General features: G+C 65.8%; 20 protein-coding genes. 10 read left to right on the top strand and 10 right to left on the bottom strand.

The window, feature by feature from the left end; translation table 11 throughout:
- The first annotated feature begins 10 nt into the window (after positions 1–10).
- From IFT87_RS14745 to IFT87_RS14710, 8 genes are all read left to right on the top strand, one after another.
- Entirely contained in the window at positions 11–2,806 is a 2,796-nt protein-coding gene (locus tag IFT87_RS14745) for a TonB-dependent receptor (protein WP_162235436.1), read from the top strand.
- Positions 2,807–3,020: 214 nt separating this feature from the next.
- The gene (gene galA / locus IFT87_RS14740; protein ID WP_192191053.1) at positions 3,021–5,945 is read left to right on the top strand and encodes a beta-galactosidase GalA; all 2,925 of its coding nucleotides are present in this window, start codon (positions 3,021–3,023) and stop codon (positions 5,943–5,945) included.
- 41 nt (positions 5,946–5,986) lie between these two features.
- A complete protein-coding gene (locus IFT87_RS14735) occupies positions 5,987–7,648 on the top strand; it encodes a DUF5597 domain-containing protein (RefSeq protein ID WP_192191051.1) in 1,662 nt (553 codons plus the stop codon).
- 189 nt (positions 7,649–7,837) lie between these two features.
- On the top strand, positions 7,838–8,371 hold the full coding sequence (locus IFT87_RS14730; protein ID WP_192191050.1) for a Csu type fimbrial protein: 534 nt from the start codon (positions 7,838–7,840) through the stop codon (positions 8,369–8,371).
- A 65-nt stretch (positions 8,372–8,436) separates the two neighbouring features.
- A complete protein-coding gene (locus IFT87_RS14725; protein WP_206757232.1) occupies positions 8,437–8,892 on the top strand; it encodes a spore coat protein U domain-containing protein in 456 nt (151 codons plus the stop codon).
- Positions 8,893–8,909: 17 nt separating this feature from the next.
- Entirely contained in the window at positions 8,910–9,647 is a 738-nt protein-coding gene (locus IFT87_RS14720; protein WP_052148908.1) for a fimbrial biogenesis chaperone, read from the top strand.
- 15 nt (positions 9,648–9,662) lie between these two features.
- Entirely contained in the window at positions 9,663–11,942 is a 2,280-nt protein-coding gene (locus IFT87_RS14715) for a fimbria/pilus outer membrane usher protein (RefSeq protein WP_192191046.1), read from the top strand.
- A complete protein-coding gene (locus IFT87_RS14710; protein WP_052148905.1) occupies positions 11,942–12,886 on the top strand; it encodes a Csu type fimbrial protein in 945 nt (314 codons plus the stop codon). The genes IFT87_RS14715 and IFT87_RS14710 overlap by 1 nt, the downstream gene beginning before the upstream one ends.
- A gap of 51 nt (positions 12,887–12,937) precedes the next feature.
- Here IFT87_RS14710 and IFT87_RS14705 read toward each other — a convergent pair whose 3' ends face one another.
- The 5 genes from IFT87_RS14705 to IFT87_RS14685 form a co-directional block, all read right to left on the bottom strand.
- Positions 12,938–14,110 (bottom strand): winged helix-turn-helix domain-containing protein, encoded by a 1,173-nt coding sequence (locus IFT87_RS14705; protein WP_037527561.1) that lies wholly within the window; start codon positions 14,108–14,110, stop codon positions 12,938–12,940.
- A gap of 136 nt (positions 14,111–14,246) precedes the next feature.
- A complete protein-coding gene (locus IFT87_RS14700) occupies positions 14,247–14,525 on the bottom strand; it encodes a hypothetical protein (RefSeq protein ID WP_037527559.1) in 279 nt (92 codons plus the stop codon).
- Between the two features lie 66 nt (positions 14,526–14,591).
- Positions 14,592–15,095 (bottom strand): ferritin-like domain-containing protein, encoded by a 504-nt coding sequence (locus tag IFT87_RS14695; RefSeq protein ID WP_031439927.1) that lies wholly within the window; start codon positions 15,093–15,095, stop codon positions 14,592–14,594.
- A gap of 80 nt (positions 15,096–15,175) precedes the next feature.
- Complete coding sequence (locus IFT87_RS14690; RefSeq protein WP_037527552.1) at positions 15,176–15,640, bottom strand: hypothetical protein; 465 nt, start codon at positions 15,638–15,640, stop codon at positions 15,176–15,178.
- A gap of 77 nt (positions 15,641–15,717) precedes the next feature.
- A complete protein-coding gene (locus tag IFT87_RS14685) occupies positions 15,718–16,890 on the bottom strand; it encodes a zinc-dependent alcohol dehydrogenase (protein ID WP_192191045.1) in 1,173 nt (390 codons plus the stop codon).
- 516 nt (positions 16,891–17,406) lie between these two features.
- Here IFT87_RS14685 and IFT87_RS14680 point away from each other — a divergent pair.
- Positions 17,407–18,072 (top strand): HAD family hydrolase, encoded by a 666-nt coding sequence (locus IFT87_RS14680; RefSeq protein ID WP_037527550.1) that lies wholly within the window; start codon positions 17,407–17,409, stop codon positions 18,070–18,072.
- Between the two features lie 5 nt (positions 18,073–18,077).
- Positions 18,078–19,091, top strand: a complete 1,014-nt coding sequence (locus tag IFT87_RS14675; RefSeq protein ID WP_037527547.1) for an SDR family oxidoreductase — start codon at positions 18,078–18,080, stop codon at positions 19,089–19,091.
- A gap of 72 nt (positions 19,092–19,163) precedes the next feature.
- Here the strand turns inward: IFT87_RS14675 and IFT87_RS14670 are convergent, their stop codons facing one another.
- From IFT87_RS14670 to IFT87_RS14650, 5 genes are all read right to left on the bottom strand, one after another.
- The gene (locus IFT87_RS14670) at positions 19,164–19,823 is read right to left on the bottom strand and encodes a nicotinamidase (protein ID WP_042466708.1); all 660 of its coding nucleotides are present in this window, start codon (positions 19,821–19,823) and stop codon (positions 19,164–19,166) included.
- 66 nt (positions 19,824–19,889) lie between these two features.
- Positions 19,890–21,491, bottom strand: coding sequence for an alpha,alpha-trehalase TreF (treF, locus tag IFT87_RS14665; protein WP_031439931.1), 1,602 nt, complete (start codon positions 21,489–21,491; stop codon positions 19,890–19,892).
- A 69-nt stretch (positions 21,492–21,560) separates the two neighbouring features.
- A complete protein-coding gene (locus IFT87_RS14660; RefSeq protein WP_249403362.1) occupies positions 21,561–24,257 on the bottom strand; it encodes a TonB-dependent receptor in 2,697 nt (898 codons plus the stop codon).
- Between the two features lie 99 nt (positions 24,258–24,356).
- Complete coding sequence (locus IFT87_RS20500) at positions 24,357–25,337, bottom strand: FecR domain-containing protein (protein ID WP_192191043.1); 981 nt, start codon at positions 25,335–25,337, stop codon at positions 24,357–24,359.
- Complete coding sequence (locus IFT87_RS14650) at positions 25,334–25,855, bottom strand: RNA polymerase sigma factor (protein ID WP_235188309.1); 522 nt, start codon at positions 25,853–25,855, stop codon at positions 25,334–25,336. The genes IFT87_RS20500 and IFT87_RS14650 overlap by 4 nt, the downstream gene beginning before the upstream one ends.
- Positions 25,856–26,030: the final 175 nt, after the last annotated feature.

The following is a 26,030-nucleotide window of genomic DNA, read 5'->3' as shown; positions in this document are numbered from 1 at the left end:
GAGATGGTGTTTGAACCGCGTAAAATTCCGTTCGGCTTGTGTGCTCAAGGCTCTGGCAAGCGGGGCATCTGCCCTCGCAATTGTCTCGGCATTCACGGTAGCCGCGAGCGCCCAGCAGGCGCCCGCTATCGTCCCCGACACGGCCGAAGAGGTTGCCCCGTCACCGATCGATCAGGGTGCGCAGGCGGGAACCGTCGCACCGAGCGGGGACGTTGCGAATGCGAATGCGGATGCGGACATCGTGGTCACCGGGGTCCGCGCCAGCCTTCGGAGCGCACAGGCGCGCAAGCGCAACGCCAGCCAGATCATCGATTCGATCGTCGCAGAAGACATCGGCAAGCTGCCCGACAACAACGTATCCGAGGCGCTGCAGCGGATCAGCGGCATCCAGATCGAGCGCAACCAGGGCGAGGGCAGCCGGATCGCGATCCGCGGCCTGACCCAGGTCCGTACCGAGCTGAACGGTCGCGACTATTTCACCGCGGGCGACGGCCGCACGATCAGCCTTGAGGATATCCCCTCCGAACTGCTCGCCGGGATCGACGTCTACAAGAACCCTGCCGCCGACGTGATCGAGGGCGGTCTGGGCGGCACGGTCAACCTGCGCACGCGGATGCCGTTCGACTTTTCGAAGCCGACGATCAGCGGCAGCGCGCGTGTCACGCATCACGATCTGGCGGACAAGACCAAGACCTCGTTCTCGGGTCTGATCACCGACACCTACCAGACCGGTTTGGGCGAGATCGGCTTCCTGCTCAACGGATCGCTCCAGCGCGGCGCCTATCGCACCGATGCCTTGTCGATCGAGCCCTATCAGCTGCGCACCGGCATCGTCGATCGGACCGGCAATGGCAGCACGGCTGATGCCGCCGACGCGGTGATCGTGCCCAACGGCGTCGGCCAGTTCAACAATGTCGGCGATCGCCGCCGCATCGGCATTTCCGCGGCCGTCCAGTGGAAGCCTGCCGACAATCTCGAAGTCTACGGCCAGTTCGACTATGCCAACTACAAATTCAACCAGGTCGGCTATCTCGTCTACCCGTTCGGCCGCGGCGGTGCGCCCATCACGCCGGGGCCGGCGAGCAGCTTCTCGTTCGACGAGAATGGCGAGTTCCAGAGCGGCACGTTCCAGAACGTGTTCGTCGAGGGCAATACCTATCGCAGCGATCGCCGTTCGAAGACCGCATCCTATTCCGGCGGGCTCAAGTTCAATCCGTCGAGCCAGCTCACGCTGACCACGGATGTCAGCTATGTCGACAGCCGCACGAAGACCGAGTTCTTCGCGCTCGGCGTCGGCAGCGACCAGCCCAACACGCTCAGCGTCGACATTACCGGCAAACTGCCCGTGATCGGCGTGACCGGGGCAGGGTCGCCCAGCTTCCTCACCGATCCGGCGAACTTCTCCTATCTCTACATCCTCGATTCCAGCAGCCGCAGCCACAACGACCAATGGTCGGTACGGCAGGACGTCGAATATGAGACGGATGGCGGCTTCTTCACGTCGATCAAGGCGGGTGTGCGGTACACCAAGCTGAACGCGGTCGTCGAAAATCCGGTGTTCGGCTATGTCGACCTGTTCGATACGCCACGCGTGCCGCGTACACCGCTCTCGGCGATCCCCGGCTATTACAACCCCGTGCCGGTGAAGAACTTCTTCCGCGGCGATGCGGCCGGGCTCGGCAGCTTCCTGATCCCGCCGTTCGACGTGATCCGCGGCGATCTGAACGCGGTACGCCAGACCTTCGCCTCCTATTATCCCAATGGCCAGGTCGCCGTTCCGGAATATCTGCCGACCGGTCGCAACGACGTCTCGGAACAGACGATCGGCGGCTATTGGGTCGCGCGGTTCAAGTCCGAGACCATTCTGCCGTTTGACGGCAATCTCGGTGTGCGCATCGTGAATACCAAGACCAACGTCGCCGGTTTCCAGACGCCGTCGGGCGGCCCGACCATTCCGATCGACCAGACCAACAGCTACACCTCGGTCCTGCCGAGCCTGAACATCCGCTTCCCGATCACCGAGACGCTGCAGCTGCGTCTGGCCGCGTCGAAGGGCCTGACGCGACCGGATTACAATCTGCTCAACTCGGTCCTGACGTTCGATCCCGTCAGCCGGCGGGGCTCGTCGGGCAATCCCGATCTGAAGCCGCTGCGCGCCGATCAGCTCGACGTCTCGTTCGAATGGTATTTCAACAAGACCAGCTCGGTCTACGCGGCCGCATTCTACAAGGCGGTCAACGGCTTCATCGCGCGCGTGGACGATCCGGTGGTGATCGACGGCACGCAATATCAGATCAATCGGCCGGTCAACGGCGCGAACGGCAAGATCAAGGGGTTCGAAGTCGGCTATCAGCAGTTCTTCGATTTCCTGCCGGGGCCGCTGTCGGGCTTTGGGGTGCAGGCCAACTACACCTATGTAGACTCCAAGGCGCCCAATCCGAGCGCCGGTGCGATCCCCGGCGCGCCGATCTCGGTGCCGCTCGAGGGGCTGTCGAAGAACAGCTACAATCTGGTCGGCATCTACGAGAAATACGGCCTGTCGGCGCGCGTCGCGTATAACTGGCGCGACGATTACGTCCGCACCACGTCGGCCAGCGGGACGGGCAATCTGCCGATCTACGACCGGGCGTTCGGCCAGCTCGACGCCTCGATCAGCTACGACGTCACGCCCAACATCACCGCGTCGGTGGATGCCACCAACCTGCTCAACACGCGGCGTGAGACGTTCTTCGGGTTGGACAGCCGGCCGCGCGACTATTCGGTCGTCGATCGCCGTTTCGGCGCGACGCTCCGCGTAAACTACTGACCGGCCGAAGCCCGGGGGGCTCGAAAGACTCCCGGGCTTCAGGTGCGATCCCGTGTGCTGTCGCGACCCGAACCTGTAGCACAGCACCGCGATCGGCGACGTGGGGTTGCAATGCCCTCACCAAGGCGCCCACCAGTGTCCGACTGATGCGAACGCCAGCATTGACGGTGCAACGAACGGGGCCCGCCCGGCAGCGATGGATAGGAAGCCAGAGATGACGGATGCGCACGAGACTGGTCGGCTGAACCGGCGGCATTTCCTGGGAAGCGGAACCGCGATCGGCGTGGCGCTGGCCACGGACGGTGTCGCGCAGGCTGCACCGGTGCGGGCGCCAGCGATCGGCGCATTGCCGATGCCGGCGACCCGCGACGATCTGCCGCTGCGCCCGCCGGTCGAGGATCCCAGCCGGCTGCTGCTCGATCGCAGCTGGCGCTTCCATATCGGCGATATCCCGATGCCGGAAATCCGCGGCCATGGCTGGTCCTACAACAGCGCCAAGGCGGGGCAGGCGCAGGGTGCGGCGGCGATGCAATATGACGATTCGGACTGGCCCGAGGTCGATCTGCCGCACGATTGGGCATCGACGATGCCGTTCGAAGAAGGTGCCGATGTCTCGCAGGGCTATCGCCGGCGCGGCTTCGGCTGGTACCGGCGCACGCTGCGGCTCGATCCGGCGGACCGGGGGCGGTATCTGGAGCTGCAGTTCGGGGGGATCGCGACGAATGCGACGATCTGGTTCAATGGATCGATCGTCGCGCACAACTGGAGCGGCTATAATTCTGTCTATATCGATATCACGGATCTGGCGCGGTATGGCGATGATCTGAACAGCATCGTCGTGCGGGTCGATGCGCAGACGATGGAGGGATGGTGGTACGAAGGTGCCGGGCTGTACCGCCATGTCTGGCTGGCGAAACGCGATGCGACCTACATCGCGACCGACGGCATCCACGCCGATCCGCGCCGCGCCGCCGATGGCAGTTGGAGCGTCCCCGTCACCGCGACGCTCGGCAATATCGGCAAGATCCCGGCCGAGGCGAGCATCGAGGTCTCGCTGATCGATCTCGACGGCCGCACGATCGCGACGCAGACCGCTTTGGCGCACCTGCCGTCTTTGAAGCCCGGCACGGCCACGCTGACCATCCCGGTCCCCGCGCCGCGGCTATGGTCGATCGACACGCCGACGCTCTACACGCTGCGGACGCGACTGATGCGCGGCGGCAAGGCCGTCGACGAACGCACGTTGCGGATCGGGTTTCGCACGCTGCGCTTCGACGCCGCGACGGGCTTCCATCTCAACGACCGTCCGCTCAAGATCAAGGGCACGTGCAACCACCAGGATCACGCCGGTGTCGGCGTCGCGGTGCCCGATGCGCTGTGGGACTGGCGATTGCGACGTCTGAAGGACTTGGGATGCAACGCGATCCGCTTCGCGCACAGCGCGATCGCGACCGAGGTGCTCGACGCATGCGACCGGCTCGGCTTCCTGGTGATGAGCGAGAACCGCAACTTCAACACCAGCCCCGATTACATCGACCAGCTCGAATGGCTGGTCCGGCGCGATCGCAACCGGCCGAGCGTGTTCATGTGGTCGGTGTTCAACGAGGAGCCGATGCAGGGGACGCCCGCCGGGTATGAGATGGTCCGCCGCATGTCGGTCGCGGTGAAGGCGCTCGACGACAGCCGACCGGTCACCGCGGCGATGAACAGCGGGATGTTCGCCCCGGTCAATGTCAGCCAGGCGGTCGACGTGGTCGGCTTCAACTATCAGCGCGACCAGTATGATCGGTTCCACGCCGCCAACCCGACGCTGCCGCTGACGAGTTCGGAGGACACCAGCAGTTTCATGACACGCGGTGCGTGGGAGACCGACCGCGCCGCGCACGTGATGGCGTCATATGACGAGGAACCGGCGGACTGGGGCAGTACCCACCGCGAGGGCTGGAAATCGGTTGCCGAGCGGCCGTTCGTCGCGGGGACGTTCGTGTGGACCGGGTTCGACTATCACGGTGAGCCAACCCCGTTCGAATGGCCGTCCGCGGGCAGCTATTTCGGGATCATGGACCTGTGCGGCTTTCCCAAGATGGCGTTCTATCTGCACCGCGCACAGTGGATCGACGACGTGCCGCTGCTCGATCTGATGCCGCACTGGAATTGGCCCGGGCGCGAGGGGCAGGCGGTCAAGGTGATGGCGCTGACCAATGTCGAGTCCGTGCGGCTGATGCTTAATGGCGGTCTGATCGGCGAGCAGAAGGTCGATCGCTACACGATGCCGAGCTGGCAGGTGCCCTATGCGCCGGGCCGGCTCGAGGCGATCGGCTATCGCGGCGGACGCGAGGTCGCGCGCAGCGTGGTCGAGACGACCGGCGCGGCGGTGGCGCTGCGGATCACGCCCGACCGGCGTGCGATGGCGGCGGATGGCGAGGACGTGCAGCCCTATACGATCGACGCGGTCGATGCGCGCGGACGGCATGTCCCGACCGCCAATCTCGACGTCACCTTCGCGTTGAGCGGGGGCGCGATCATCGGCCTCGGCAATGGCGATCCGGTCAGCCACGAAGCCGAACAGGGCAATCGTCGGCGCCTGTTCAACGGCCTGGCGCAGGTGATCGTTCGCGCGGGCGGCGGCGGCGCGGGCACCGTCAAGCTCTCGGCCAGCGCGGCGGGATTGCGCCCGGCCATCAGCATTGTGCGTCGCCTCGCCACGCCGGCTCGTCCGTTCGTCGCGCCCGACCGCATGACGCTGACGGTGCAGGACTGGCGGCAGTCGCCTGCCGCCACCGTCAGGCCGTCGCCCGGCATCGTGCTGGCGGACAACGACATGAACAGCTGGCTGTATGTCCGCGCCGGCGAGATCCAGCCGCCGCAGGGCATTGGCCGCTGGACCGTGCTGCGTGCCAAGCTCACCCCGCACCGCGGCACGCGCGAACGCGGCGGGACGATCGTGTTCAAGGATCTGGTCGGTCGCGGCGAAATCTGGATCGATGGCAAGCGCGCCGCGACGAAGCCCGATTTCGCCGCCGCCACGCTGCGCGTCGCCTTCCCGCCAGGTCCCGGCGAGCGGATCGTCACCCTCCTGCTCGAAAGCGACGGCACGGTCGCATCGGGCCTGGGCGGGCTCGTCTTCGTCGAGGACTGATCCGGCCCGACTTTCCCGTTTCCCGTTCGAGGTACTGCATCATGATCTTCCGCCCCTCCCGCACACTCGCCGGCCTGACCCTCGCCGCCACGCTGTTCGCCGGCACCGCGCACGCGCAGACCGCGACCGAGGTACCCAGGCTGGTGACCCGCGACGGGCATCACGCGCTGATGGTCGATGGCGCGCCGTGGCTGATGCTCGGCGCGCAGGTCAATAATTCGAGCAATTATCCGGCGATGCTGCCCAAGGTCTGGCCGACGATCCACGCGATGCACGCCAACACGGTCGAGGTGCCGATCGCGTGGGAGCAGATTGAGCGAACCGAAGGGCAATTCGACTTTTCCTTCCTCAACCAGCTGCTCGCCGAGGCGCGGCAGAACAAGGTTCGCCTCGTCCTGCTGTGGTTCGCGACGTGGAAGAATACCTCGCCCAACTACGCCCCCGCCTGGGTCAAGCTCGACAACGCGCGGTTCCCGCGGATGACCAACGCCAAGGGCGAGACGCATTATGCGCTGTCGCCGCTCCATCGGTCGACGCTGGAGGCGGACAAGCGCGCCTTCGTCAGGCTGATGCAGCATCTGAAGGCCGCCGATCCGCAGAACACCGTCATCATTGTCCAGCCCGAGAACGAGGCCGGTACCTATGGCAGCGTCCGCGATTTCTCGCCGGTCGCGCAGAAGCTGTTCGACGGTCCGGTCCCGGCGGCGTTGCTCAAAAAATTCCGCAAGCCCGCGGGCAGCTGGAAACAGGTGTTCGGTGCCGATGCCGACGAGTATTTCCACGCCTGGTCGATCGCCCGCTACATCGAGGAGATCGCGGCGGCGGGCAAGGCGGTGAAGCCGGTGCCGATGTACGTCAACGCCGCGCTCGCCTCCGCTTTTGGACGGCAGGCGGCGACCACCTATTCGAGCGGCGGACCGATCCATCACGTGATCGACGTGTACAAGGCCGCGGCGCCGTCGCTCGATCTGGTCGCGCCGGATATCTATGCGCGCGATCATGCTGCGTATCTCGAATATCTGAAGCTCTACGGCCGTGCCGACAACGCCCTGCTGATCCCGGAGACGGGCAATGCGCCCGAGTTCGCACGGTATTTCTATCCGGTGGTCGGCAGGGGCGGGCTTGGTTTCGCGCCGTTCGGGATGGACGATAGCGGCTATTACAACTTCCCGCTCGGTGCGAAGACGCTGGATGCGCCGACGATGGAACTGTTTGCGCGGAACTACCGCGTGTTCGAGCCGATGATGCGGGAATGGGCCCGGCTGGCCTTTGCCGGCAAGACCTGGGGCGTGGCCGAGCCGACCGACCCCAAGGCCGAACACAGGCAGGTCATGGACCTCGGCAAGTACCGCGCCACCGCGACGTTCGGCCAGTATCAGTTCGGCACCGACAAGCCGACCGGCAACCCGCAACCGACCGGCGGTCTTGCTATCGCCGAGATCGGCCCCGACGAATATCTCGTGACCGGATTCGATACGCGCGTCTCATTCGCGCTGGCGGATGCGAACAGCGGGCGTTCGATGCTCTACGATCGGGTCGAGGAGGGGCATTACGACGCGCAGGGACACTGGGTGTTCGACCGCGTGCTGAACGGCGATCAGACCGACTACGGGATCAACTTCACCGATCGTGTGCAGGTGCTCCACGTCAAGCTTGGCAGCTACAAGGGCAATCCGGTCATCCCGGTCGGCAATCCGAATTAGGAAGCACAGCGGTTGCCAGACCCGGCATGTTCGATGACCGGCCACGAGAGCCGTCATCTTATTGGAACCATGTCATAATCGTTGGATCGAAAGCTATCGTCGGCCAGATCGGTTGTTCAACATCCTGTTAACTGGCGACCATTGAGAACAGCCCAAATGGAGGGCTGTTTTATCATGATTTACCGTAAGATGACGAGCAGGGTTCTGGGGATTGCGGTCGGCATGATCGCGGCGTCCGGCGGGGCGACATCGGCACATGCACAAACCGCCAGCGGCACGATCGGCGTGTCCCTGAACATCCTCGCGGCCTGTGCCGTGAATGGCGGCAACAGCGCCGCGACCATGGGGCGGATCGGGACGATCGCCTTTGCCGATCAGTCGGGCGTCTTCGGCAACGCCGATGCGACGATGGTCGCGCAAGGCAGCACGAATGCGGTCACGGTGTTGTGCACACCGGGCCTCGCGCCGAAGGTCACGGTCGGGGCGGGCGCGAACGACGCGGGCAATGTCCGTCAGCTGGCCTATCTGGGGCAGACCGTCGCGTATCGGCTGTATACGGACGCGTCGCGGCAGGACGAAATCACCATCGGCAGGCAGATCAGCCTCGGCACCGCGGCCACCTCGGCGTTGACGCTGCCGATCTATGCCCGTGCGTCGAGCAATGGCCTGGCGCTGCCGGCGGGCACCTATACCGATACGGTACAGGTGACGCTCAGCTGGTAGCGGCGGTGCGCGCCGTCCGGGCTTTCCTCGCGGTGTCGGCGATTGCAGGCTGTGCGTCGGGGAGCATGGCCGAGACCAGCCGCACGTTCAGGGTCGGCGCGGTCATCGCCAATGGTTGCGCGATCAGCGCCGACACCGGGGGCAGTTGGGGATCGATCGACCTCGGGTCGGTGAACGGGGTCGATGGGGGAGCCGCGCAAGGCAGCCTGGTCACCGCGGTTGCCGCCGGATTGCAGATCGACTGCACTCCGGGAATGAGCGTCATCCTCACGGCGGACAATGGCAGTCAGCCGTCCAACGGGGTGCGCCAGCTCGTCCACGCGACCCGGCCTGCCGATCGCGTTCCCTATCAGCTGTTCGCGAACGGCAGTCAGACGCCCTGGACGTCGCAGGCGATCGCGCTGGCGTTCCCGGTCGGGACGTCGCGGCTGTCCATTCCCGTCCAGGCCCGTGCCGTCGTCCAGCGCGGCGTGGCGGCGGGGCGATATTCCGATGTGGTTCGCATCACCGTCACCTGGTGATGCAGCAAGGACAAGTCATGAAGATCCTGCGTATGTTGACCGCCATCGTCTCGCCGCTTCTCCTGCTGCCAGGCACAAGTCGCGCCGCGGCGGTCATCATCTGGCCGGTCGATCCGAAAATTGCCGCCACCGAGCGCGCGACCGCGTTGTGGATCGAGAACAAGGGCAACGAGCCGATCACGATGCAGGTCCGGACTTTGCGCTGGTCGCAGGGTCCGCAGGGCGATCTGTACGATGATCAGGACGAGGTCGTTGCCAGCCCGCCGATCGCAGTCATCCCGGCGGGACAACGGCAGATGATCCGTGTGCTGCGGCGCGAGCGGCCTGCCGCCGCGGCGAACGACCAGTCCGGCCCGGGGGAGCGCAGCTACCGCTTGTTGATCGACGAAATCCCCACCGCCAACGCGCCGAATGCGAGCCGGCTGCCGGCGGCCGAGCTTGCGGTGCAGATGCGCTATTCGGTGCCCCTCTTCACCTATGCGGGGTCCGTCAACGCGGCCAGGCCGGAGCTGACCGCGACGGTGGAACGGAGCGGCAGCAGTCGGATGCTGGCGATCCGCAATACCGGCATGCTGCATGCGCGCCTCGTCGATATCCGGACGGCGGACGACAAGAAGACCAGTCTTGCTTCGGGGCTCGCGGGCTATGTCCTGGCGGGTCAGACGATGCGCTGGCCGGTGCCGGAGGGTGTCCCGGACATCAGTCCGCTGATGGCAAACGTCAATGGCGCCGATCAGCGCATTGCCGCGCGTTGATCCGTCCGATACGCCATGATCCGCGGTTCGCTCCTGTTGACGACCATGCTGGTCTGCCTGCCACAAATGGCACGCGCGGGTGACCCGGTGCAGCAGCTCTTCGTCGAGCTGGTCGTGAACGGCCGTGCTACGGGTGACCTGGTGCCGCTGCGGATCGTCGGCACACGCATGCTCGTGCCGGCCGAGGCGCTCAGCCGAAATGGCGTGACGCTCGAGGGGGAGGGCGGCGGGACGGAGCGCGACGTCGCGTCGCTGCCGCACACCCGCGCCCGCTATGACGCCGCGCTCCAGACGCTCCATCTCGAAACCGCGCCCGACTATCTGCCGACCACCCGGATTGCCGCGGGTGGAAGACCCCGCGCCGCCACGCTCGCCAGCTGGGGCGCGATGGTCAACTGCCAGTTTTACGCGCAGCGCGCCGACGGCGGCTCCCTTGCCTCCTTATGGTCCGAACAGCGGGTCTTCGGGCCGATCGCGACGCTGTCCAATTCCGGCGTGCTGCGGGTCGGGTCCGGCATCGGCGGTTATCTGCGCTACGATACGCATGCGAAAATCATCAACGAGGATCGCGCGCTGACCGTCACGGCGGGTGACCTGATCACGCGGTCCTTGCCCTGGAGCACGCCCGTCCGGCTGGGTGGCCTGCAGCTCACGCGCGATTTCAATACGCGGCCGGACCTGTTGACGATGCCGCTGCCGAGCTTTGCGGGCAAGGCGGCCGTGCCGTCGGCGGTGGACCTGTTCGTCGACGGCTATCGGCAGCAGGGCGCAGACGTCGCGCCCGGTCGGTTCGTGCTTCAGGATGTCCCGGTGATCAACGGCGCGGGTGAGGCCGTGATCGTCACGACGGACGCCGTGGGCCGGCAGATCGCGACCACGATCCCCTTCTACGTCTCGTCGACGCTGCTACGCGCCGGGCTCACCGATTTTGCAGCCGAAGCCGGCGCCATCCGCCAAGGCTATGGCATCCGCAACTTCGATTACGGCACGCTCGCCGCCAATGGCTCGATCCGACGCGGCATGACGTCGTTCCTGACGCTCGAGGCGCATGCCGAGGCGACCGCCCGGCTTCGGCAGATCGGGGGCGGGCTCGTGGTGGCGCCGTGGCGATTTGGCACCGTCGCGCTGTCGGTCAGTGCGTCGCGCTTGGGTCAGGCCGCGGGCCATCGCTGGTCGCTCGGCTACAGCTATACCGCGCGTCACTTCAGCATTGCCGCGCAATATGACGATCGCAGCAGGGGCTTTCGCGAGCTCGCCAGCTTCGACTTAGCAAATCCCGCGGCTCGCCGGCGGACCTATCGCGCGATCGCCAACGTCAATCTGGCGCGGCTGGGCACATTGGGGGCTGCGTATATTTCGGGGCGGACCTTGGGATCGGTCGACGAACTCACGCTACGTTCGCGCCTGCTGTCCTTGTCCTATGGTCGTCCGGTCGGATCGCGCGCGAACCTGTTCGTGACCGCGGATCGCGATTTCGAACGGGGCGCGACCAGCGCCCAGCTGCGCCTGTTCATCCCGTTCGGACGCAATGCGGCCAGTGGCGGGATCAGCCGTTCGGCCGGGCGCAATCTCTATCAGGTCGGTTATACCCGGGCGACGCCGACCGATGGCGGCCTTGGAATCGATGCCGGGATAGCAGCGGCAAGCCGGGGGCCTGCATCGGGGCAGGTGACCGGGACATGGCGCGCGCCCTTCATCGAAGTGCAGGCCGGGGGCGCGACGGCCCAGGCGCGCAGCTCGGCCTGGATTGGCGCATCGGGTTCAATCGTGGCGATGGACGGCGGCCTGTTCGTCGCCAACCAGGCGAGCGATGCCTTTGCGGTCGTCGAGACTGGCGTGGCAGGCGTTGGCGTCAGTTACGAAAACCAGCCGGTCGGCGTGACGAACCGCAAGGGCCATCTCTTCGTGCCCAATGTCGTGCCCTATCTTCCCGTCCGCTTCGCGATCGATACGCTGTCGCTGTCGGAGAACCATGTCGCATCCGCGGTGGAGCAGCGGGTTGCCATGCGACAGGGCAGTGGCGCCGTCGTGCGTCTGAACGTTCGCATGACGCGCAACATCCTCGCGGTGCTCGTCGACAGCACCGGGGCAGCGCTCAAGCCGGGCGGTCGCGTCCGGCGCGAGGGACATCCCGACGTCGCCATCGGCTGGGACGGCATCGCGTATCTGGAGGATGTCGGCGAACAGGTGTCGCTCTCCGCGCTGACGTCGGACGGAACGGTGTGCCAGGCGACGTTCGGCGTCTCCGCAGACGTCGCGGCGCTGTCACGGGTAGGACCGGTCTCGTGCCGGTGATGGCGTCGCTGCGGCTGTTCTTCGCACTGGTGGTCCTGAGCATCGTCACGGGCCCCGCATTCGCCGCCTGCACGACATCGTCCGGGGCACTCACCTTCTCGCCGGTGTCGTCGTACGACGTGCGAGGGGGCACGGTGCCGCAGGTTGCCGGATCCGCCGGTCTTTCCTGCACGGGTTCGGTGCTGACCCTGATCGGCGGCAATTCGGCGCGCGCGACCATCACCAGCCTCAACCAGTTTCGCCTGGTCAAAGGCGCCGACGCGATCGCCTATCAGGTATCCGCCGATGCCAGCGGCAACACGCCGTTCACGCAGGGATCGACGGTCAACTATATGAGCGGCAGCCTGCTGGCGCTGCAGGGCGGTGGAAGCAGTTTCACCACGCCGTTGTTCGCGCGTTTGACGGCGGCTCCCAATGTGGCCGCCGGGACGTATAGCGACACACTGACGGTGCAATGGGACTATAGCGTCTGCAACGGGGTGAATGTGCTCGGTGTCGTCTGTACGGGCTATGATAGCGGGAAGGTCGTCATAACGCTTCAGGTGACGCTGGTGGTCGGCAACGACTGCAAGATCACCGCGCCCGACCTGTCCTTCGGCAGTGCGGCGCTCGTTACGCAGTTCGGCCCGGTGACCTCGGCCGTCCAGATCGATTGTACCCGCGACGCCGTCTACCGGATCGGCTTCACACCCGGCGGTGCTGGCACGGGCTCGGCGTGGCGGCAGATGACCAGCGGCGCGGGCGCGACGTTGCAGTATCAGATCTATCATGCGGATGGCGTCACCGTCTGGAACGAAGCCAACCCGCTTACCGGCGCAAGCCCCGGAACGGGCAGCCTGACCCCCGTCAGAACCTATTCCTATGTCGCCAGGATCAATCAGGCGCAGGTCACGCCGGCGGCGGGAAGCTATCAGGACGCCGTCAGTGTCGTCGTGACATTCTGATCGATCAGCCACTGACCTTTGGCGGCAATCCTGCGATCGCGGCATCCTGCATCACGCGGGGCGGATGATGTCGCCGACACGAACGTCCGACAGCCCGAGCCATTGCGCCATCCGCTCCAACTCGATGTGGAGCCGCGGCAGCGTGTCGCCGGGCGCCCCCGGTTCGAGCGTTATGCGTTTTGCCAGCAGCACGCCCGCTTGCCGGTCCGCCTTGAGATCGACCCGCGCGACCAACGCCTCGTCCATCAGGAAGGGCAGCACATAATAGCCGTGGGTGCGTTGCGCCTGCGGCACATAGATCTCGATACGATACCGGAAGCCGAACAGGCGTTCGGTGCGGCCGCGTTCCCAGATCAGCGGATCGAAGGGCGCCAGCAAGGCCGCCCCGCGCACCCGGCGGGGCACCGCGGCGTCGCGGTGGAGCCAGACCTTCTGGCTCCACCCGTCCACGCGGACCGGCACCAACACCTGATCCTCGGCCAGATCGGCAATGGCATGATCCGCCTCGACGGGCTTCAGCCGGAAATAATCACGCAGCTCGGCAGCGGTCGCGATGCCGAGCGCGCGGGCGCTCCGCTCGATCAGCGCCCGCTGCGCCTCGGCAACGCTCGGTGTGGGCAGAGCCAGTACAGCAGGGGGCAGCACCCGCTCGGGCAGGTCATAGACCCGCGCGAAACTGCCCCGCCGTGTCGCCGTGGTGATCCGGCCCGACCAGAACAGCCATTCCAGCGCGTGTTTGACGTCGCTCCATTCCCACCAGCCGCTGCGGCTCGTGCCGCTTTCGAAGTCGGCGGCGGTCAGGGGGCCCTCGGCTGCGATGCGCGCCAGCACGGCGTCGGCTTCGCTGCGATGCTCTGTCGCAAAGCGGCGAAGCGCGGCGTAGCCAATCTCGCCTCGCTCAGCGCGGGCCATCCGCCATCGCAGCAGCGGATGAAGCTCGAGCGGCAGCAGCGACGCCTCATGCGCCCAATATTCGAAGAAGCGGCGATGCGGCTTCGGGCCCCAGGCGGCGCGCTCGAGCAGCGCCCGGTCGTAGCTGCCAAGCCGGGAAAACAGTGGCAGGTAATGCGCGCGGGCCAGCACGTTGACGCTGTCGATCTGGAGAAGGCCCGTCCGATCGGCGACCTTGCGGACATGCGCCGCCGTGACCCGAGGAGGCGGCGGTCGGTCGAACCCCTGGGCTGCAAGGGCAATGCGGCGCGCATCGGCCTGCGATATGATCATGTGGTTATGATGGTCGCAAATGACAGCGACGGTCAATGTCACCGCGGTTGTCCCCGCCGGGCTACAGCGTAGTCCGTGTGATCCGGAAGACGCGGGGCGTACAGGCAATCGCGGAACGCCGCGAGCGCCTTTGTCGCTACTGGTCGGCGACCTTGATCTCGGTAATTTCTGCGTTTGAAAGACCCGGTTTTTCAGCGCGGAGATAGTGGAGCAATTCGCCGATCTCCCGCGCATCGAACCGGAGGTCGAGATCGTCCATATGGATGGCGACGGAACGCTGCCGCGCCTCCGACAGACCAGCGACGATATCGACGCACGCCTCCAGCGTTCCGCGGCCGACTTCCGTTGGTGTCGCGCCGGCGGACGATGCGTCAGCGAAGATCCGGGCCGGCTCGCTCAAGGGGTAGGTAGTCATGACTGTCGCGTCCGTCGTCTACGGGGCAGGACATCGCCCGCCGGGGTGAGCCGGCGGGCGATCGTTTCAGGCGTCTTCGGCGTCGATGTTGACGCTCGTCTCGGCGAGCTTCGTCATATATTCGTCGCCACCGTAAATGTCCTTGGTGGCCGCATTCAGCGCCTTGTGATCATCCTTGAGACCCAGCGCCTTGGCATAGGCCGCGGCCGTGCCGAAACCGGCGATCCCGTAATGCGTCATCCGCTGATATTGGGCGATGATCATGACATCGAGCAACGGACCCTTTGCCGGACCCTCTTCGACGACATGCTTGGTGGCTTCGGCAACCAGCCCTTCCATGCCCTTGCAATGCTCCTTGGAAACCTTCTCGTCGTTCGACGCGATCAGTTCCTTGAGGAGATCGGTATGCTTCTCGATATCCGCCTGCGACTTGGTCAGCATGTCCTTCAGCGCGGCATCGCTGGCCTTCGACGTGATCTTCTTAAGGACCTTCTTCATCTGGTCGTTCGCCGACCACAGGTCCTTCAGCTCGTCGGTGTAGATGTCTTTCAGATCTTCGGGTGCAGACATGGGATACTCCTTGCTGGTGCACGGGCCAGAAATGCCCGGTGGCGTGATTGACGTTGAATAGGGGGCGTGCCGTCCAGGCGTCAGCCCGCGCCGGGCTTCGCCTGTTCGTTCTCGTAGCGCGCATCGGTGCCCACTTTGCCCGTTGCCTCGGCCTCGGCGATACCGGACGTCTCGACGACCTTGATCGTGCCATGCTCGGCCGCGATCGAGTGCGGGGTCCGATCGGCATCCGGGTCCGCCGCGATCGTCGTGCCGCCGCCACCGCTCGAGCCGGCAGCCGCGTTCCCCGCGCTGCCTCCGCCTTTGCCCGCCTGACCGCCACCATGATAGGCGATGTCCGTCTGGCCGCCCTGCGACGCGGGGCTGGTATCGGCGTCGGTCTTGCCTTCGTGCGGGTTGGGATAGGCGCCGCCCGCGCTCTCACCGCCGTCGCTGCGACCATGAACGCGGCCGTCGGTATCGCTGCGAGGCGACTCCGAGACGCCATCCGGTGCGCCCTTGCTCGCGGGATTGCCCGGGACGGGGGTATGAACCTTGTCGCTCATGAAAACTCCTCGTGACGGTCGTGGATAGGAAGCGGCCACCCCGATCGGCATGCCGAGCGGACCGGGGTGGGGCAGGGTTACGGCCGCAGCACGACCTTGATGACACCGTCCTGCTTGTCGCGGAACTTCTGGTACATTTCGGGCGCATCCTCGAGGCTTGCAGGGTGAGTCACGACAAAGCTCGGGTCGATGTCGCCGGCTTCGATGCGCGCCAGCAAGGGCTTGGTGTAGGCCTGGACATGCGTCTGGCCGGTCTTGATCGTCAGCCCCTTGTTCATCATCGCGCCGATAGGGATCTTGTCGCCCATCCCGACATAGACGCCGGGGATCGAGACCGTGCCACCCATCCGGCAGCTCATGATGGCCTCGCGCAGGACATGCACACGGTCGGTGGCGAGGAACGTCGCCGCCTTCACCTTGTCGATCACTGCATCCATTGCGCCATGACCCGAAGCCTCTGCACCGACGGCATCGATGCAGCTGTCCGGACCGCGGCCCTTGGTGCGGAACTGGAGTTCGTCATAGACGCTGTCGACCTCGGCGAAGTTGATCGTCTCCGCACCGCCGGCCTCGGCCATCGCCAGGCGCTCGGGCACCTCGTCGATCGCGATCACACGGCCTGCGCCGAGCATCAGCGCCGATCGGATCGCGAACTGGCCGACCGGACCGCAGCCCCAGATCGCCACGGTGTCGCCCTCTTCGATGTTCGCATTCTCGGCGGCCATATAGCCCGTCGGGAAGATGTCGGAGAGGAACAGCGCCTGATCGTCGGTGACGTTGTCCGGCACCTTGATCGGGCCGATATCGGCCATCGGCACGCGCAGATACTCTGCCTGGCCACCGCAATATCCGCCAAGCATGTGGCTGAAGCCGAACAAACCGGCAGGCGAATGCCCCATCGCCTTGATCGCCATTTCGGCATTCGGGTTGGTCCGCTCGCACGCCGAGAACAGCCCCTTGCGGCAGAAGAAGCAATCGCCGCAGCTGATCGTGAACGGCACGACGACGCGGTCGCCGATCTTCAGGTTGGTAATCTCGGAGCCCAGTGCGACGACGACGCCCATATTCTCATGGCCGAGAATGTCCCCGGCCTGCATCGTCGGCTGATAGCCGTCGAGCAGATGAAGATCGGACCCGCAGATCGCGCAAGACGACACCTTGATGATCGCGTCACGCGGATGCTTGATCTCGGGATCCGCGACAGTATCGACCCGAACATCGCCTTTTCCATGCCAAACCAGTGCGCGCATCAGAAAGTCTCCGTCTTTTAAGTGGCGTGCCGTACTTTCAAAAGTACCATTTGCCGTCAGAACTCATCAGTCATCGGGCGATCTCGACGGAGCGTAGTCGGCAGAAACAACAACGAGATCGCCGGGTGGCGTCATCGCATCATGTGTTCTACCGTCAAGCCACGCGTCAGGCCCCGGATATTGATGGAGACATAGCGATTTGGATGTCCTCATCGTTCCTGACGATCTTGACTATTCGTCGAGAATATTTCGTATTGATCCTCATCAGTGTGACTAAACGCCTGGGATCATTGGTAAATTGCCGGAAATGACCGTCAGGTTGGGCTCCTCGCCGGCGAAAAATCACGCCTTGAACAGTTTCACGGAGGCCGCGCGCCCCGCCATGCTTGCCGTCGTCGGGGCCAATTCGGACAGCGGACCGTTGGGATGTCAGCAACCTTCGCCGACACTCACCGGCGCACCTGCGGGGCGCTGGCAGGCCGGCTGGCAAACGCGACTTCGATTCGGGAATTAGATATGCAGATCAAGGCCATCCTCTTCGACATCGACGGCACGCTGGTCGATACCAATGACATGCATGTCCTCGCCTGGGAGGAGGCCTTTGCAGGTGTCGGGGCGTCCTTCGACCGGCAGGTGATCCACGATCAGATCGGCAAGGGGACCGACATGCTCGTGCCGACCCTGTTGCCCGGTGCCGACGCGGAGGAGCAGGAGAAACTCGGCGATACGCACGGCGAGATCTTCAAGGCAAAATATCTCGAGACTGCCAAGCCGTTCGCTCGCGCGCATGATCTGCTGGCGCACGCGCATAGCCTGGGGCAGCAGGTCGTGCTCGCCTCGTCGGCGTCGGGATCGGAGCTCGATCATTACATCGCGCTGCTCGAGGCGCGCGATCTGATCGGCGCAACGACGAGCAGCGACGACGTCGAGCGCACCAAACCCGCCCCGGACATTTTCGCCACCGCGCTGAAGGCGCTGCCGGGGATCGATCCTGCAGAGGTGATCGTCGTCGGCGATACGCCTTATGATATTGAGGCGGCCGCCAAGTGCGGGATCGCCGCGGTTGCGGTCCGATCGGGCAAGTTCAGCGACGAGCAACTGAACGGCGCGGGTGCGGTCGCGATCTATGACGATGTCGCGGCCTTGCTTGCCGATTACGCCCAGTCGCCACTGGGGCGCTGATCGCCATGGTCCTCACACTGAAACCCCTTCGCGATCAGGTCATCGTCGTTACGGGCGCGACCAGCGGCAACGGCCTCGCAATCGTCGAGGCCGCCGTGCAACGCGGTGCGGCCGTCGTCGCGACCGCGCGGAACGACGCCGCGCTCGAGGCCCTCCGCGCCCGTCTGTCGGCCGATGGCGGACGCATTGCGGTCTGCGTCGCCGACGTCAGCGACATGGCCGCGGTCGAGCGTGTCGCCGCCGTTGCGCTCACGGCGTTCGGCGGCTTCGACAGCTGGGTGAACAATGCCGCGACAGGCACGTACGGCACGCTCGATCAGGTGCCGGTCGCCGATCACCGGCAGGTGTTCGACGTCAATTATTTTGGCGTGCTGCACGGATCGCTGGTCGCGGCCCGCCATCTGCGCGAGCGAGGCGGCGCGATCGTCAACATCGGCTCGATCCTCAGCGACCGCGCGATCGTCGAGCAGGGGCCCTATGGCGCGACCAAGCATGCGGTGCAGGCGCTGACGGACACGTTGCGGATGGAGCTCGAGCAGGAGGGGGCCGGCATCTCGGTCACGCTGATCAAGCCCGGCGCGATCGACACGCCATTTCCCGAACATGCGCGCAATTTCATGGATCAGCCACCGCGCCTGCCACCGCCGCTCTACACCCCCTCCGTCGTCGCCGACGCGGTGCTGTTCGCTTGCGAGACGCCGCGGCGGACGCTGTATGCTGGCGGTGGCGGGCGGCTGGCCTCGCTTCTCTCGCGCTCCGCACCGCGGGTGAGCGACCGGATCATGGAACTGGTCGGCACGTTCGCGCAGCAGAAGCCCGGGGATCCCGGTGATCCGGCACGCCGCGACAATCTCTATGATCCGCGGGCTGATGCGCTGCGCGGGACCCAGCATGTCCACGCGCGCACATCGAGCAGCGTGCTGCAGGTGCAAAAGCTTCACCCCGCGGTTGTGATGCTGGGTGTTGTCGGCGCTGGTATCGTCGTCGCGCTCGGCCGACCAAAGGGTGGACGCCGGTAATATCAGGCACGGAAAGGGTAGGGAGCGTGCGCGGCGTCGACACGTGACCATCCTTCCGCGCCATTTTGAAGTCTATATCAACCGGACGCCGGCTGCGCGGAACTGCGCTTCAGCCACGTCGACTGTCGTTCCATCACCTGCCGGCATCGCGATCGCTCGCGTGTAGTCCGTCAGGATAGACGCTTCGAAGCCCTCGCGCCGCGCATCGAGTGCCGACCAGGCGACGCAGAAATCATAGGCCAGCCCAACGAACACGCACCGCCGGACCTGCTTGTCCCGCAGATACCCGGCCAGCCCCGTTCTCGTCGTCTTGTCGTTCTCGAAAAAGGCCGAATAGGAATCAATTTCCGAATTATACCCCTTACGAACGATGACGTGAGCGCGGCGGATGGTGCCCTGCACGTCGGGATGGAACTCGGAACCAGCGGTTCCCTGGACGCAGTGATCGGGCCATAGGACCTGCTCGCCATATGGCATCGGCACGGTATCGAACGGCTGCCGACCGGGGTGGCCGCTCGCGAAGGACTGGTGTCCCGCAGGATGCCAGTCCTGCGTTACGACGACATGCCGGAACCGCGGAGCGAGCCGTTCGATCCCGGCCATGATCTCGTTCCCGCCCGCAACCGCCAGCCGGCCGCCCGGGCAGAAGTCGATCTGCGGGTCGACGACGATGAGCGCGTCCGACCCCGTGATCGCTGCGTCGCCGGTGAACTGCTCGATATCCAACGTCATCTCCTGCAAAGCCGACAGGTCGCGTTAAAGGCGGCCGATGACAAGAATGATCCTATTGCCGAGCGCCTATTTGCGAACACTGGTCGACGGCTGGGCCAGGTCCGGGAAGCGATCGAGGATCGCGCTGGTCACGCCGTTGGTCCAGCCGAACCCGTCCTGGACCGGATATTCGCCGCCCCCGCCCGGTATGCGCTGTTCGATATTATACTTTTCGAGCATCTTGCCGGTGTCGGCATAGGCCGCGCCGACCGTCCCGAGCCAGCGTCTGGCGATGTCCTTGGCCAGCGCCGGTTCGCCGTTTCGCTCGAGCCCTGCGATCGCGACCCATTGCAGCGGTGCCCAGCCATTGGGTTCGTCCCATTGCTGCCCGGTGTTGAGCGTCGTCGTGCGCAGGCCGCCCTCGGCGACCAATGATTTGCGCACCGTCGCGGCGACGGCCTTCGCCTGCGCCGGCGACGCAAGCCCGACGAACAGCGGGTGCAGCATCGCGGCATTGATGCTGGTCGTTGGCTTGCGCGACGACAGGTCCCAGTCGGCGTAGCGCGCGGTCGTCGCCTGCCAGAGATAGCGGTCGATCGCCGTCTTGCGCTTGGTCGCCAGGGTCGTGAATTCGGTCACGCAGGGGGTGTCGCCCGCGGTCTGGCAGCGTGCGGCGATACGGCGTTCCATCGCCCAGATCAGGCTGTTGAGATCGACGGGCACGATGTCGGTGGTGTGGATTGTGGCGAGCAACCGGGGATCGCGGAGCCAGCGTGAGCTGAAATCCCATCCGCTCTCCGCGCCCGCACGCAGGTTGCGCTGCGTATCGGCGGCGGCGCGGGGTGCCGCCCTGGCCGCGGTCTCGACGTCCTCGGCATAGGATTCGTCGCGCGGCGTATCGCGGTCGTCATAATAGCGGTTGAGCACGCTGCCGTCGGGCATCCGCACGACGCGGAGACAGGCCGGGTTGCCGTCGAGGCAGGTCGCGCCCTTCATCCAGAAGGCGTGCTCGGCGCGCAACGCCGCCAGCCGACGCTTCGCGACACCGGGGTCGGTGTTGGTCGAGAGATCGAGCATCAGCGCGTAATAAGGCGGCTGCGAACGGCTGAGATAATAGGTCCGCGTCCCGTTCGGGATGTGCCCGTAACGCTCGATCAGGCTGGTGAAATCGTCGAGCATCGATTCGACGAGCGGCTGCTTGCCGTCGACCTTCAGCCCGAGCATCGTGAAATAGCTGTCCCAGTAATAGATTTCGCGGAAGCGCCCGCCCGGTACGACATAGGGCGCCGGCAGCGGCAGGGCGGAGCTGCCTGCGACGGGGGCGACCGGCTGACGGACGAGTTGCGGCCACAAGGCCCGGACATGCGACCTCAGATCGCCCGAGCCCCGGTCGTTCTCGCCGGGCACCACGAAATTGGCGAGCACGAACGCCTTCAGCGCCGGGCCGGCGGGTCTGGTCCGCGCATAGTCCGCCATGATCGCCGCGGCCGCGCGCTTGGGGACGGCATCGACGAACGTCTTGCCGTCCGCGAAGACGTGACCCTGCTGCACGGCCTGGAACAGCGGGCCATAGATATCGGCGGGCGACTGGGCCTTCGCGGCGGATGCAGTCGGTCGGGACGGAGCGGTCTGGGCAGGCGCCATCGCGGCGACCGAGGCCAGGGCGGCAAAACGGCAAAGGGTTTTCATGAAGATCGCAACCATTTCGCCAGGGTGATCGATCCCCCGACGGGGCGGGATCGATCACCCTTGGCTGTGTCAGAACTTGAACGCGGCGGCGAACCGGATCGAGCGACCCACGATCGGTCTTGCGAGGATCGTGCCGCTGCCCTGCGATCCGAGCGTGCGCGGATTGCCTTCGGTCAGCCCGATCTCGTCGGTCAGATTGTCACCGATCACCTGGAACTGCACCTGCCGGTTCAGATCGAGCGTGATCCCTGCGTCGAGCTTGTAAAAGCTCGGCAGCACCTGCGCGTTCTGGACGTCGGAGAAGCGGTCGCCGATATAGCCGATCGTCGCATAGACTCCCGCCTTCGCATCGCCGCCGAGCTCGAGATCATAGGCGGGGGTCACGCGCCACTGCCATTTCGGCTGGCGCTGAACCCGATTGCCGGTGAGATCGGTCCGGCCGCCATCGGTGAAGAAGTCGCGGTAGCTGGCGTCGAGATAGGTCGCCGACCCGCTGAGCGTGAAGCCGCCGAACGGCCGCAACTGCCCCTCGAACTCGACGCCGGTCGCCTTGGCGCCGCCGACCGACGCGATCGGGGCGCCGCTGGTGATGACCGTCGTCGCAAGGCCGTCGAACGTGTTGTGGAACAGCGTCGCGTACAGGTTGGCGATGCCGGTCGAGACCTTCACGCCGCCCTCATAGCTGTCGACCTGCGGTGCGACGTCGATGCCGTCGCGCAGATTGTCGAAGAACGGGAAGCTGTTGCCGCGGCTGTAGCGGACGAACGCGCCGACCTGCCGGGTCAGGTCGTAATTGACGCCGCCGGTCCACGACCAGGCATCGCCGCGATAGCGGATCGTGCGGAAGGTGCCGTTCAGCTGCGCATCGCCATTGTCGTAGAGCGTCAGCGGATTGCCGTCCGCACCCGCCGCCGGGACCGTCGCTGCAAGGTTTTCGAGCGTGCCGTCGACCGAGTGATGCTGCCACCGGACGCCGCCGTCGATCCGCAGCTGGTCGGTAATCTGCAGTTCGTCGACCGCATAGCCCGCGACGTCCTCGCCGGTGTAGCGCGCGTTGACCTTGAACGTCGATCCGCCCGAGAAGCCGTCCCGCGTGACGATCCGGCCATCCGCGAATGTCAGATTCAGTCGGCGGGCGTTTGGCTCGGCGGTGAGCAGCATGCTGTTGCCGAGATTCCATCGGTCACGCGACTTGTACCGCGTGTAGTAGACGCCGCCGGTCAGCGTGTTGCTGCCCGATTTCCACTCGAGCGCGAAATCGTTGACGAAGGCCTGGATGTGCTTCTCGACGCTCCAGAGGCCGGCCTCGACGACCGCCTGGTTGGGCGAGGCCGCCGCACCGCCGGTCGCGAAGGTGAGCGACCCGATCGTCCCGCCCCGGCCGGCGGCATAGGCGGCGGCGGTGACCGGCGCGGCGCCGCCGGGGACGAGACCGATCGTGTTCGCATCGCCCTCCATCCAGCTGCCGCGATCGCGAACCGTGATCCCGCTGCCGAGTTCGTAATCGAAATTGCCGCCCAGATTGTAGATCTTCGCGCTGCGGCCATCCGCCAGATCGACCCGGCTGCCGTCGTTGCGCACGCCGATCCGCGTGTCGCGCCCAACGAGCGTTCCGGTGCCTGCATCAAAGCCGGGATATTCGCGGATCTTGTCGCCGTCCTGGACGACCGGGATGGGCAGCAGCCACTGGCCGCGATCGTCGAGATAGCGACCGAAGAGCAGGATCGAGCCCTTGTCGAAGTCATGGCGGATATTGCCGGTGATCTGACCACCGCGCTCCGCCTCGAACTGCGCGTCGCGGATCCCGCGCGAGGTCGAGTAATAGCCGCCGAGCATATAGGTTGTGCTGTCGTCGATCGGCCCCGAGACGTAGCTGTCGACGCGGAACTCGCCGAAATCGGTGCCGCTGAGTTTCAGCAATCCGGCCGGCGTCTGCTTGCCCTCGCGCTGGACGAGGTTGACGGTCAGGCCGGGCTGACCGTTCGAGAACAGCGCGCCGGTGCCGCCGCGCACCGCTTCGACGCGCTGGATCGTCTCGTCGATACGGATCAGCTGCGTGTTTTCGAGGAACGACAGCGTCGGCGGCGGGAAGAAGGGCACGCCCTGCGTCTGGAAGGTGACATATTCCGCATCGCCACCAGATGGATAGCCGCGCACGAAGATGTTCGCGCCGGTCTTGCCGCCCGAGCTTTCGGTGCTGACCCCCGGCACCGCGCGGAGGACCTCGGCGGTGCTGGCAGTGCCGAGCCGCTGCGCCATGCTGCTGTCGATCGTGGTGACCGCGAACGCGGCGTCCTGGCGCCGGGTGCCTGCGCCCGCGGTGCCGATGACGATGATATCGGGGGCGGTTTCCTCGGGCACCTGCGTCGCAGCCGGATCGGCTGCCGCCTGCGCCGGGGCGACCTGAACCGCCGCTGGCGTGGCTTCGGCCGCCTGAGCATGCGTGTCGATGATCAGATAGGCCCCGCCCGGCGTCAGCCGGTGGCCGAGACCGGAGCCTTTCAGGATCGTCGTCAGCGCCGCGCCGACGTCCATCCGGCCGGCCACCGCGCGCGCGGTCTTGCCGCGGACGAGGGTGGGGGAGAACAGGATCTGCCTGCCACTCTGGCGCGAGAAGGCGAGCAACGCGGTGCTCATGTCCTGCCGCGCGATGCGGATGCCGATAGCGGCCTGCGCGGTGACGCCGATCGGGATCCCACCTGCGCCGAGCGCCAATGCGGTCAACATCACGCCGCGTATCAGCACGGCCCTGCCTGTGGATGTCATGCAACCCTCCCTGTTCCTGCGATCCCTCTGCCGGGGTCGATCTGACAGTAAAGACGCGGGACGTTGGAAAACCCGAACCGGGTTTTGCCCTCGGGTCGATTATTTTTTCGAGGCGATCGTGATGCTGCCGTTCGGGTGCCGATCGACGCTGACGGGAAAGCCCAGTTCGAGCGCGTCGAGGAACGGCTGGACCTCGCCCGTCCGGAACGCGCCGCTGATCCGGACCCGGCCCGCCGCGGCGTCGACGATCGCGATCTGCTGGACGCTGTAGCGATTTATCTCGGCGACGGCCTGACTTAATGCCTCGTCCTCGAACACGAGCCGGCCTTCGCTCCAGCTTGCCAGCCGCTGAGCGCTGCCGGGCATGTGGCGAACCGACACGCCGCTGGCCGATGCGGTGAGGACGTCGTCCGGCACCATGGCGACGGGCTTGCCGGGCGCGCCCTTGCCGGCGACGCTGACGAGCCCTTCGAGCAGCGCGACGCGCACCGCACTGGTTTCGAGCCGCACGTCGAACGCGGTGCCGTGCGCGGTGACCGCCTGCGCGCCGGCAGTGACGACGAACGGCCGGGTCTGATGCTTCGCGACCTCGAACAAGGCCTGTCCGCGTTCCAACACCAATCGACGCTCGGTGCGCGTATAGGCCATCCGGACCCGCGTGTCGGTATCGAGAGTCAGCCGCGACCCGTCGGACAGCGTGACCATGAGGCGCTGACGTGTCGCCGTCCGGTACACGGGTGTTTCGGCGACCTGCACGGCAGGCGTATCATCGGCGAAGCGCCACAGCGCCAGCGGCGCGACCACCGTGGCACAGGCGGCCGCGGCCAGCATCCACGGCGCGACTCGTCGCGGCTCGCGGCGCAGCGCGGCACGCGCCACGGCCGCGTGCCGCAATGCCAGCAGGTCGGGATGGTCCGCCAGCGCTGCAGTCGCAGCCCGTGCTTGGGCTATCACCGCCCAGGCTGCAGCGTGATCCGTTCGCGCATGCCAGTCGTCGAACCGCGCACGCATTGCAGCGCTCGGGTCGCGGTCCAGCCGTTCGGCCCATGCCGCGGCTTCGATCATCACGGGATCGCTCACCGATGCCAGTCCTTCAGGCGTTCCGCGACATGCGCGAGCGCGCGTGCCTGGTGCTTCTCGGCGGCACGCGTCGAGATCGCCATGGCATGCGCGACATCGGCCATCTTCAATCCCTCCAGCATCCTGAGCACGAACACGTCGCGTGTCCGTTCGGGCAGTTCGGCAAGCGCACGCCGCAACGCGTCCGCGATGTACTTACTCGCCAAGACGCGGTCGGGCGCGAAATCCGAACCTTCAAGCGAGAGATCGTCGATTGGATCCGACAATCCCGCGCCCCGCGCCTGATTGCGCCGGGCCTGATCCTTCAGGACATTGGCCGCAGTGACGAAGATGAAGCTGTCATGCTGGCGAATGCCGTTCGGGTCTTCCAGCCGACTTAGCCTCAGGAAAACCTCCTGGACCAGGTCGGGGACGTCGTGCGGCGCGGACACACGCCGCGTGAAGTACCGGCTCAGCGGCCGGGTATAGGTCTCGACCAGCGTGCGAAGGATCGTTGTCCTTTCGCCAAGGCCGGACACTCGCTCCCCCTCCATAGCCATGACCGGTTTCTAATAGCCGGGTCTGTTACGTCAATGTGTCTCGCTGCTCGGTATTTGACGCGGTCAATCTTACGGCACTCAAAATCTATATCGATGCAGGCGAACGCGCAGTGTTTTAGAAGCCGTGAACACCGTTTTCTGGGTCGCTCGACGA

Source organism: Sphingomonas sp. CFBP 8765, assembly GCF_014841445.1.
Taxonomy (GTDB): domain Bacteria; phylum Pseudomonadota; class Alphaproteobacteria; order Sphingomonadales; family Sphingomonadaceae; genus Sphingomonas; species Sphingomonas aerolata.
Note: the sequence above shows the minus strand (reverse complement) of the source record. Positions and strands in the feature narration are given on the sequence as shown.

What these genes read in the sequence shown, in the direction of transcription:
- galA (WP_192191053.1), top strand. Translation starts at nt 3,021, where the DNA reads ATGACGGATGCGCACGAGACTGGTCGGCTGAACCGGCGGCATTTCCTG.
- IFT87_RS14735 (WP_192191051.1), top strand. Translation starts at nt 5,987, where the DNA reads ATGATCTTCCGCCCCTCCCGCACACTCGCCGGCCTGACCCTCGCCGCC.
- IFT87_RS14730 (WP_192191050.1), top strand. Translation starts at nt 7,838, where the DNA reads ATGACGAGCAGGGTTCTGGGGATTGCGGTCGGCATGATCGCGGCGTCC.
- IFT87_RS14725 (WP_206757232.1), top strand. Translation starts at nt 8,437, where the DNA reads ATGGCCGAGACCAGCCGCACGTTCAGGGTCGGCGCGGTCATCGCCAAT.
- IFT87_RS14720 (WP_052148908.1), top strand. Translation starts at nt 8,910, where the DNA reads ATGAAGATCCTGCGTATGTTGACCGCCATCGTCTCGCCGCTTCTCCTG.
- IFT87_RS14715 (WP_192191046.1), top strand. Translation starts at nt 9,663, where the DNA reads ATGATCCGCGGTTCGCTCCTGTTGACGACCATGCTGGTCTGCCTGCCA.
- IFT87_RS14710 (WP_052148905.1), top strand. Translation starts at nt 11,942, where the DNA reads ATGGCGTCGCTGCGGCTGTTCTTCGCACTGGTGGTCCTGAGCATCGTC.
- IFT87_RS14705 (WP_037527561.1), bottom strand. Translation starts at nt 14,110, where the DNA reads ATGATCATATCGCAGGCCGATGCGCGCCGCATTGCCCTTGCAGCCCAG.
- IFT87_RS14700 (WP_037527559.1), bottom strand. Translation starts at nt 14,525, where the DNA reads ATGACTACCTACCCCTTGAGCGAGCCGGCCCGGATCTTCGCTGACGCA.
- IFT87_RS14695 (WP_031439927.1), bottom strand. Translation starts at nt 15,095, where the DNA reads ATGTCTGCACCCGAAGATCTGAAAGACATCTACACCGACGAGCTGAAG.
- IFT87_RS14690 (WP_037527552.1), bottom strand. Translation starts at nt 15,640, where the DNA reads ATGAGCGACAAGGTTCATACCCCCGTCCCGGGCAATCCCGCGAGCAAG.
- IFT87_RS14685 (WP_192191045.1), bottom strand. Translation starts at nt 16,890, where the DNA reads ATGCGCGCACTGGTTTGGCATGGAAAAGGCGATGTTCGGGTCGATACT.
- IFT87_RS14680 (WP_037527550.1), top strand. Translation starts at nt 17,407, where the DNA reads ATGCAGATCAAGGCCATCCTCTTCGACATCGACGGCACGCTGGTCGAT.
- IFT87_RS14675 (WP_037527547.1), top strand. Translation starts at nt 18,078, where the DNA reads ATGGTCCTCACACTGAAACCCCTTCGCGATCAGGTCATCGTCGTTACG.
- IFT87_RS14670 (WP_042466708.1), bottom strand. Translation starts at nt 19,823, where the DNA reads ATGACGTTGGATATCGAGCAGTTCACCGGCGACGCAGCGATCACGGGG.
- treF (WP_031439931.1), bottom strand. Translation starts at nt 21,491, where the DNA reads ATGAAAACCCTTTGCCGTTTTGCCGCCCTGGCCTCGGTCGCCGCGATG.
- IFT87_RS14660 (WP_249403362.1), bottom strand. Translation starts at nt 24,257, where the DNA reads ATGACATCCACAGGCAGGGCCGTGCTGATACGCGGCGTGATGTTGACC.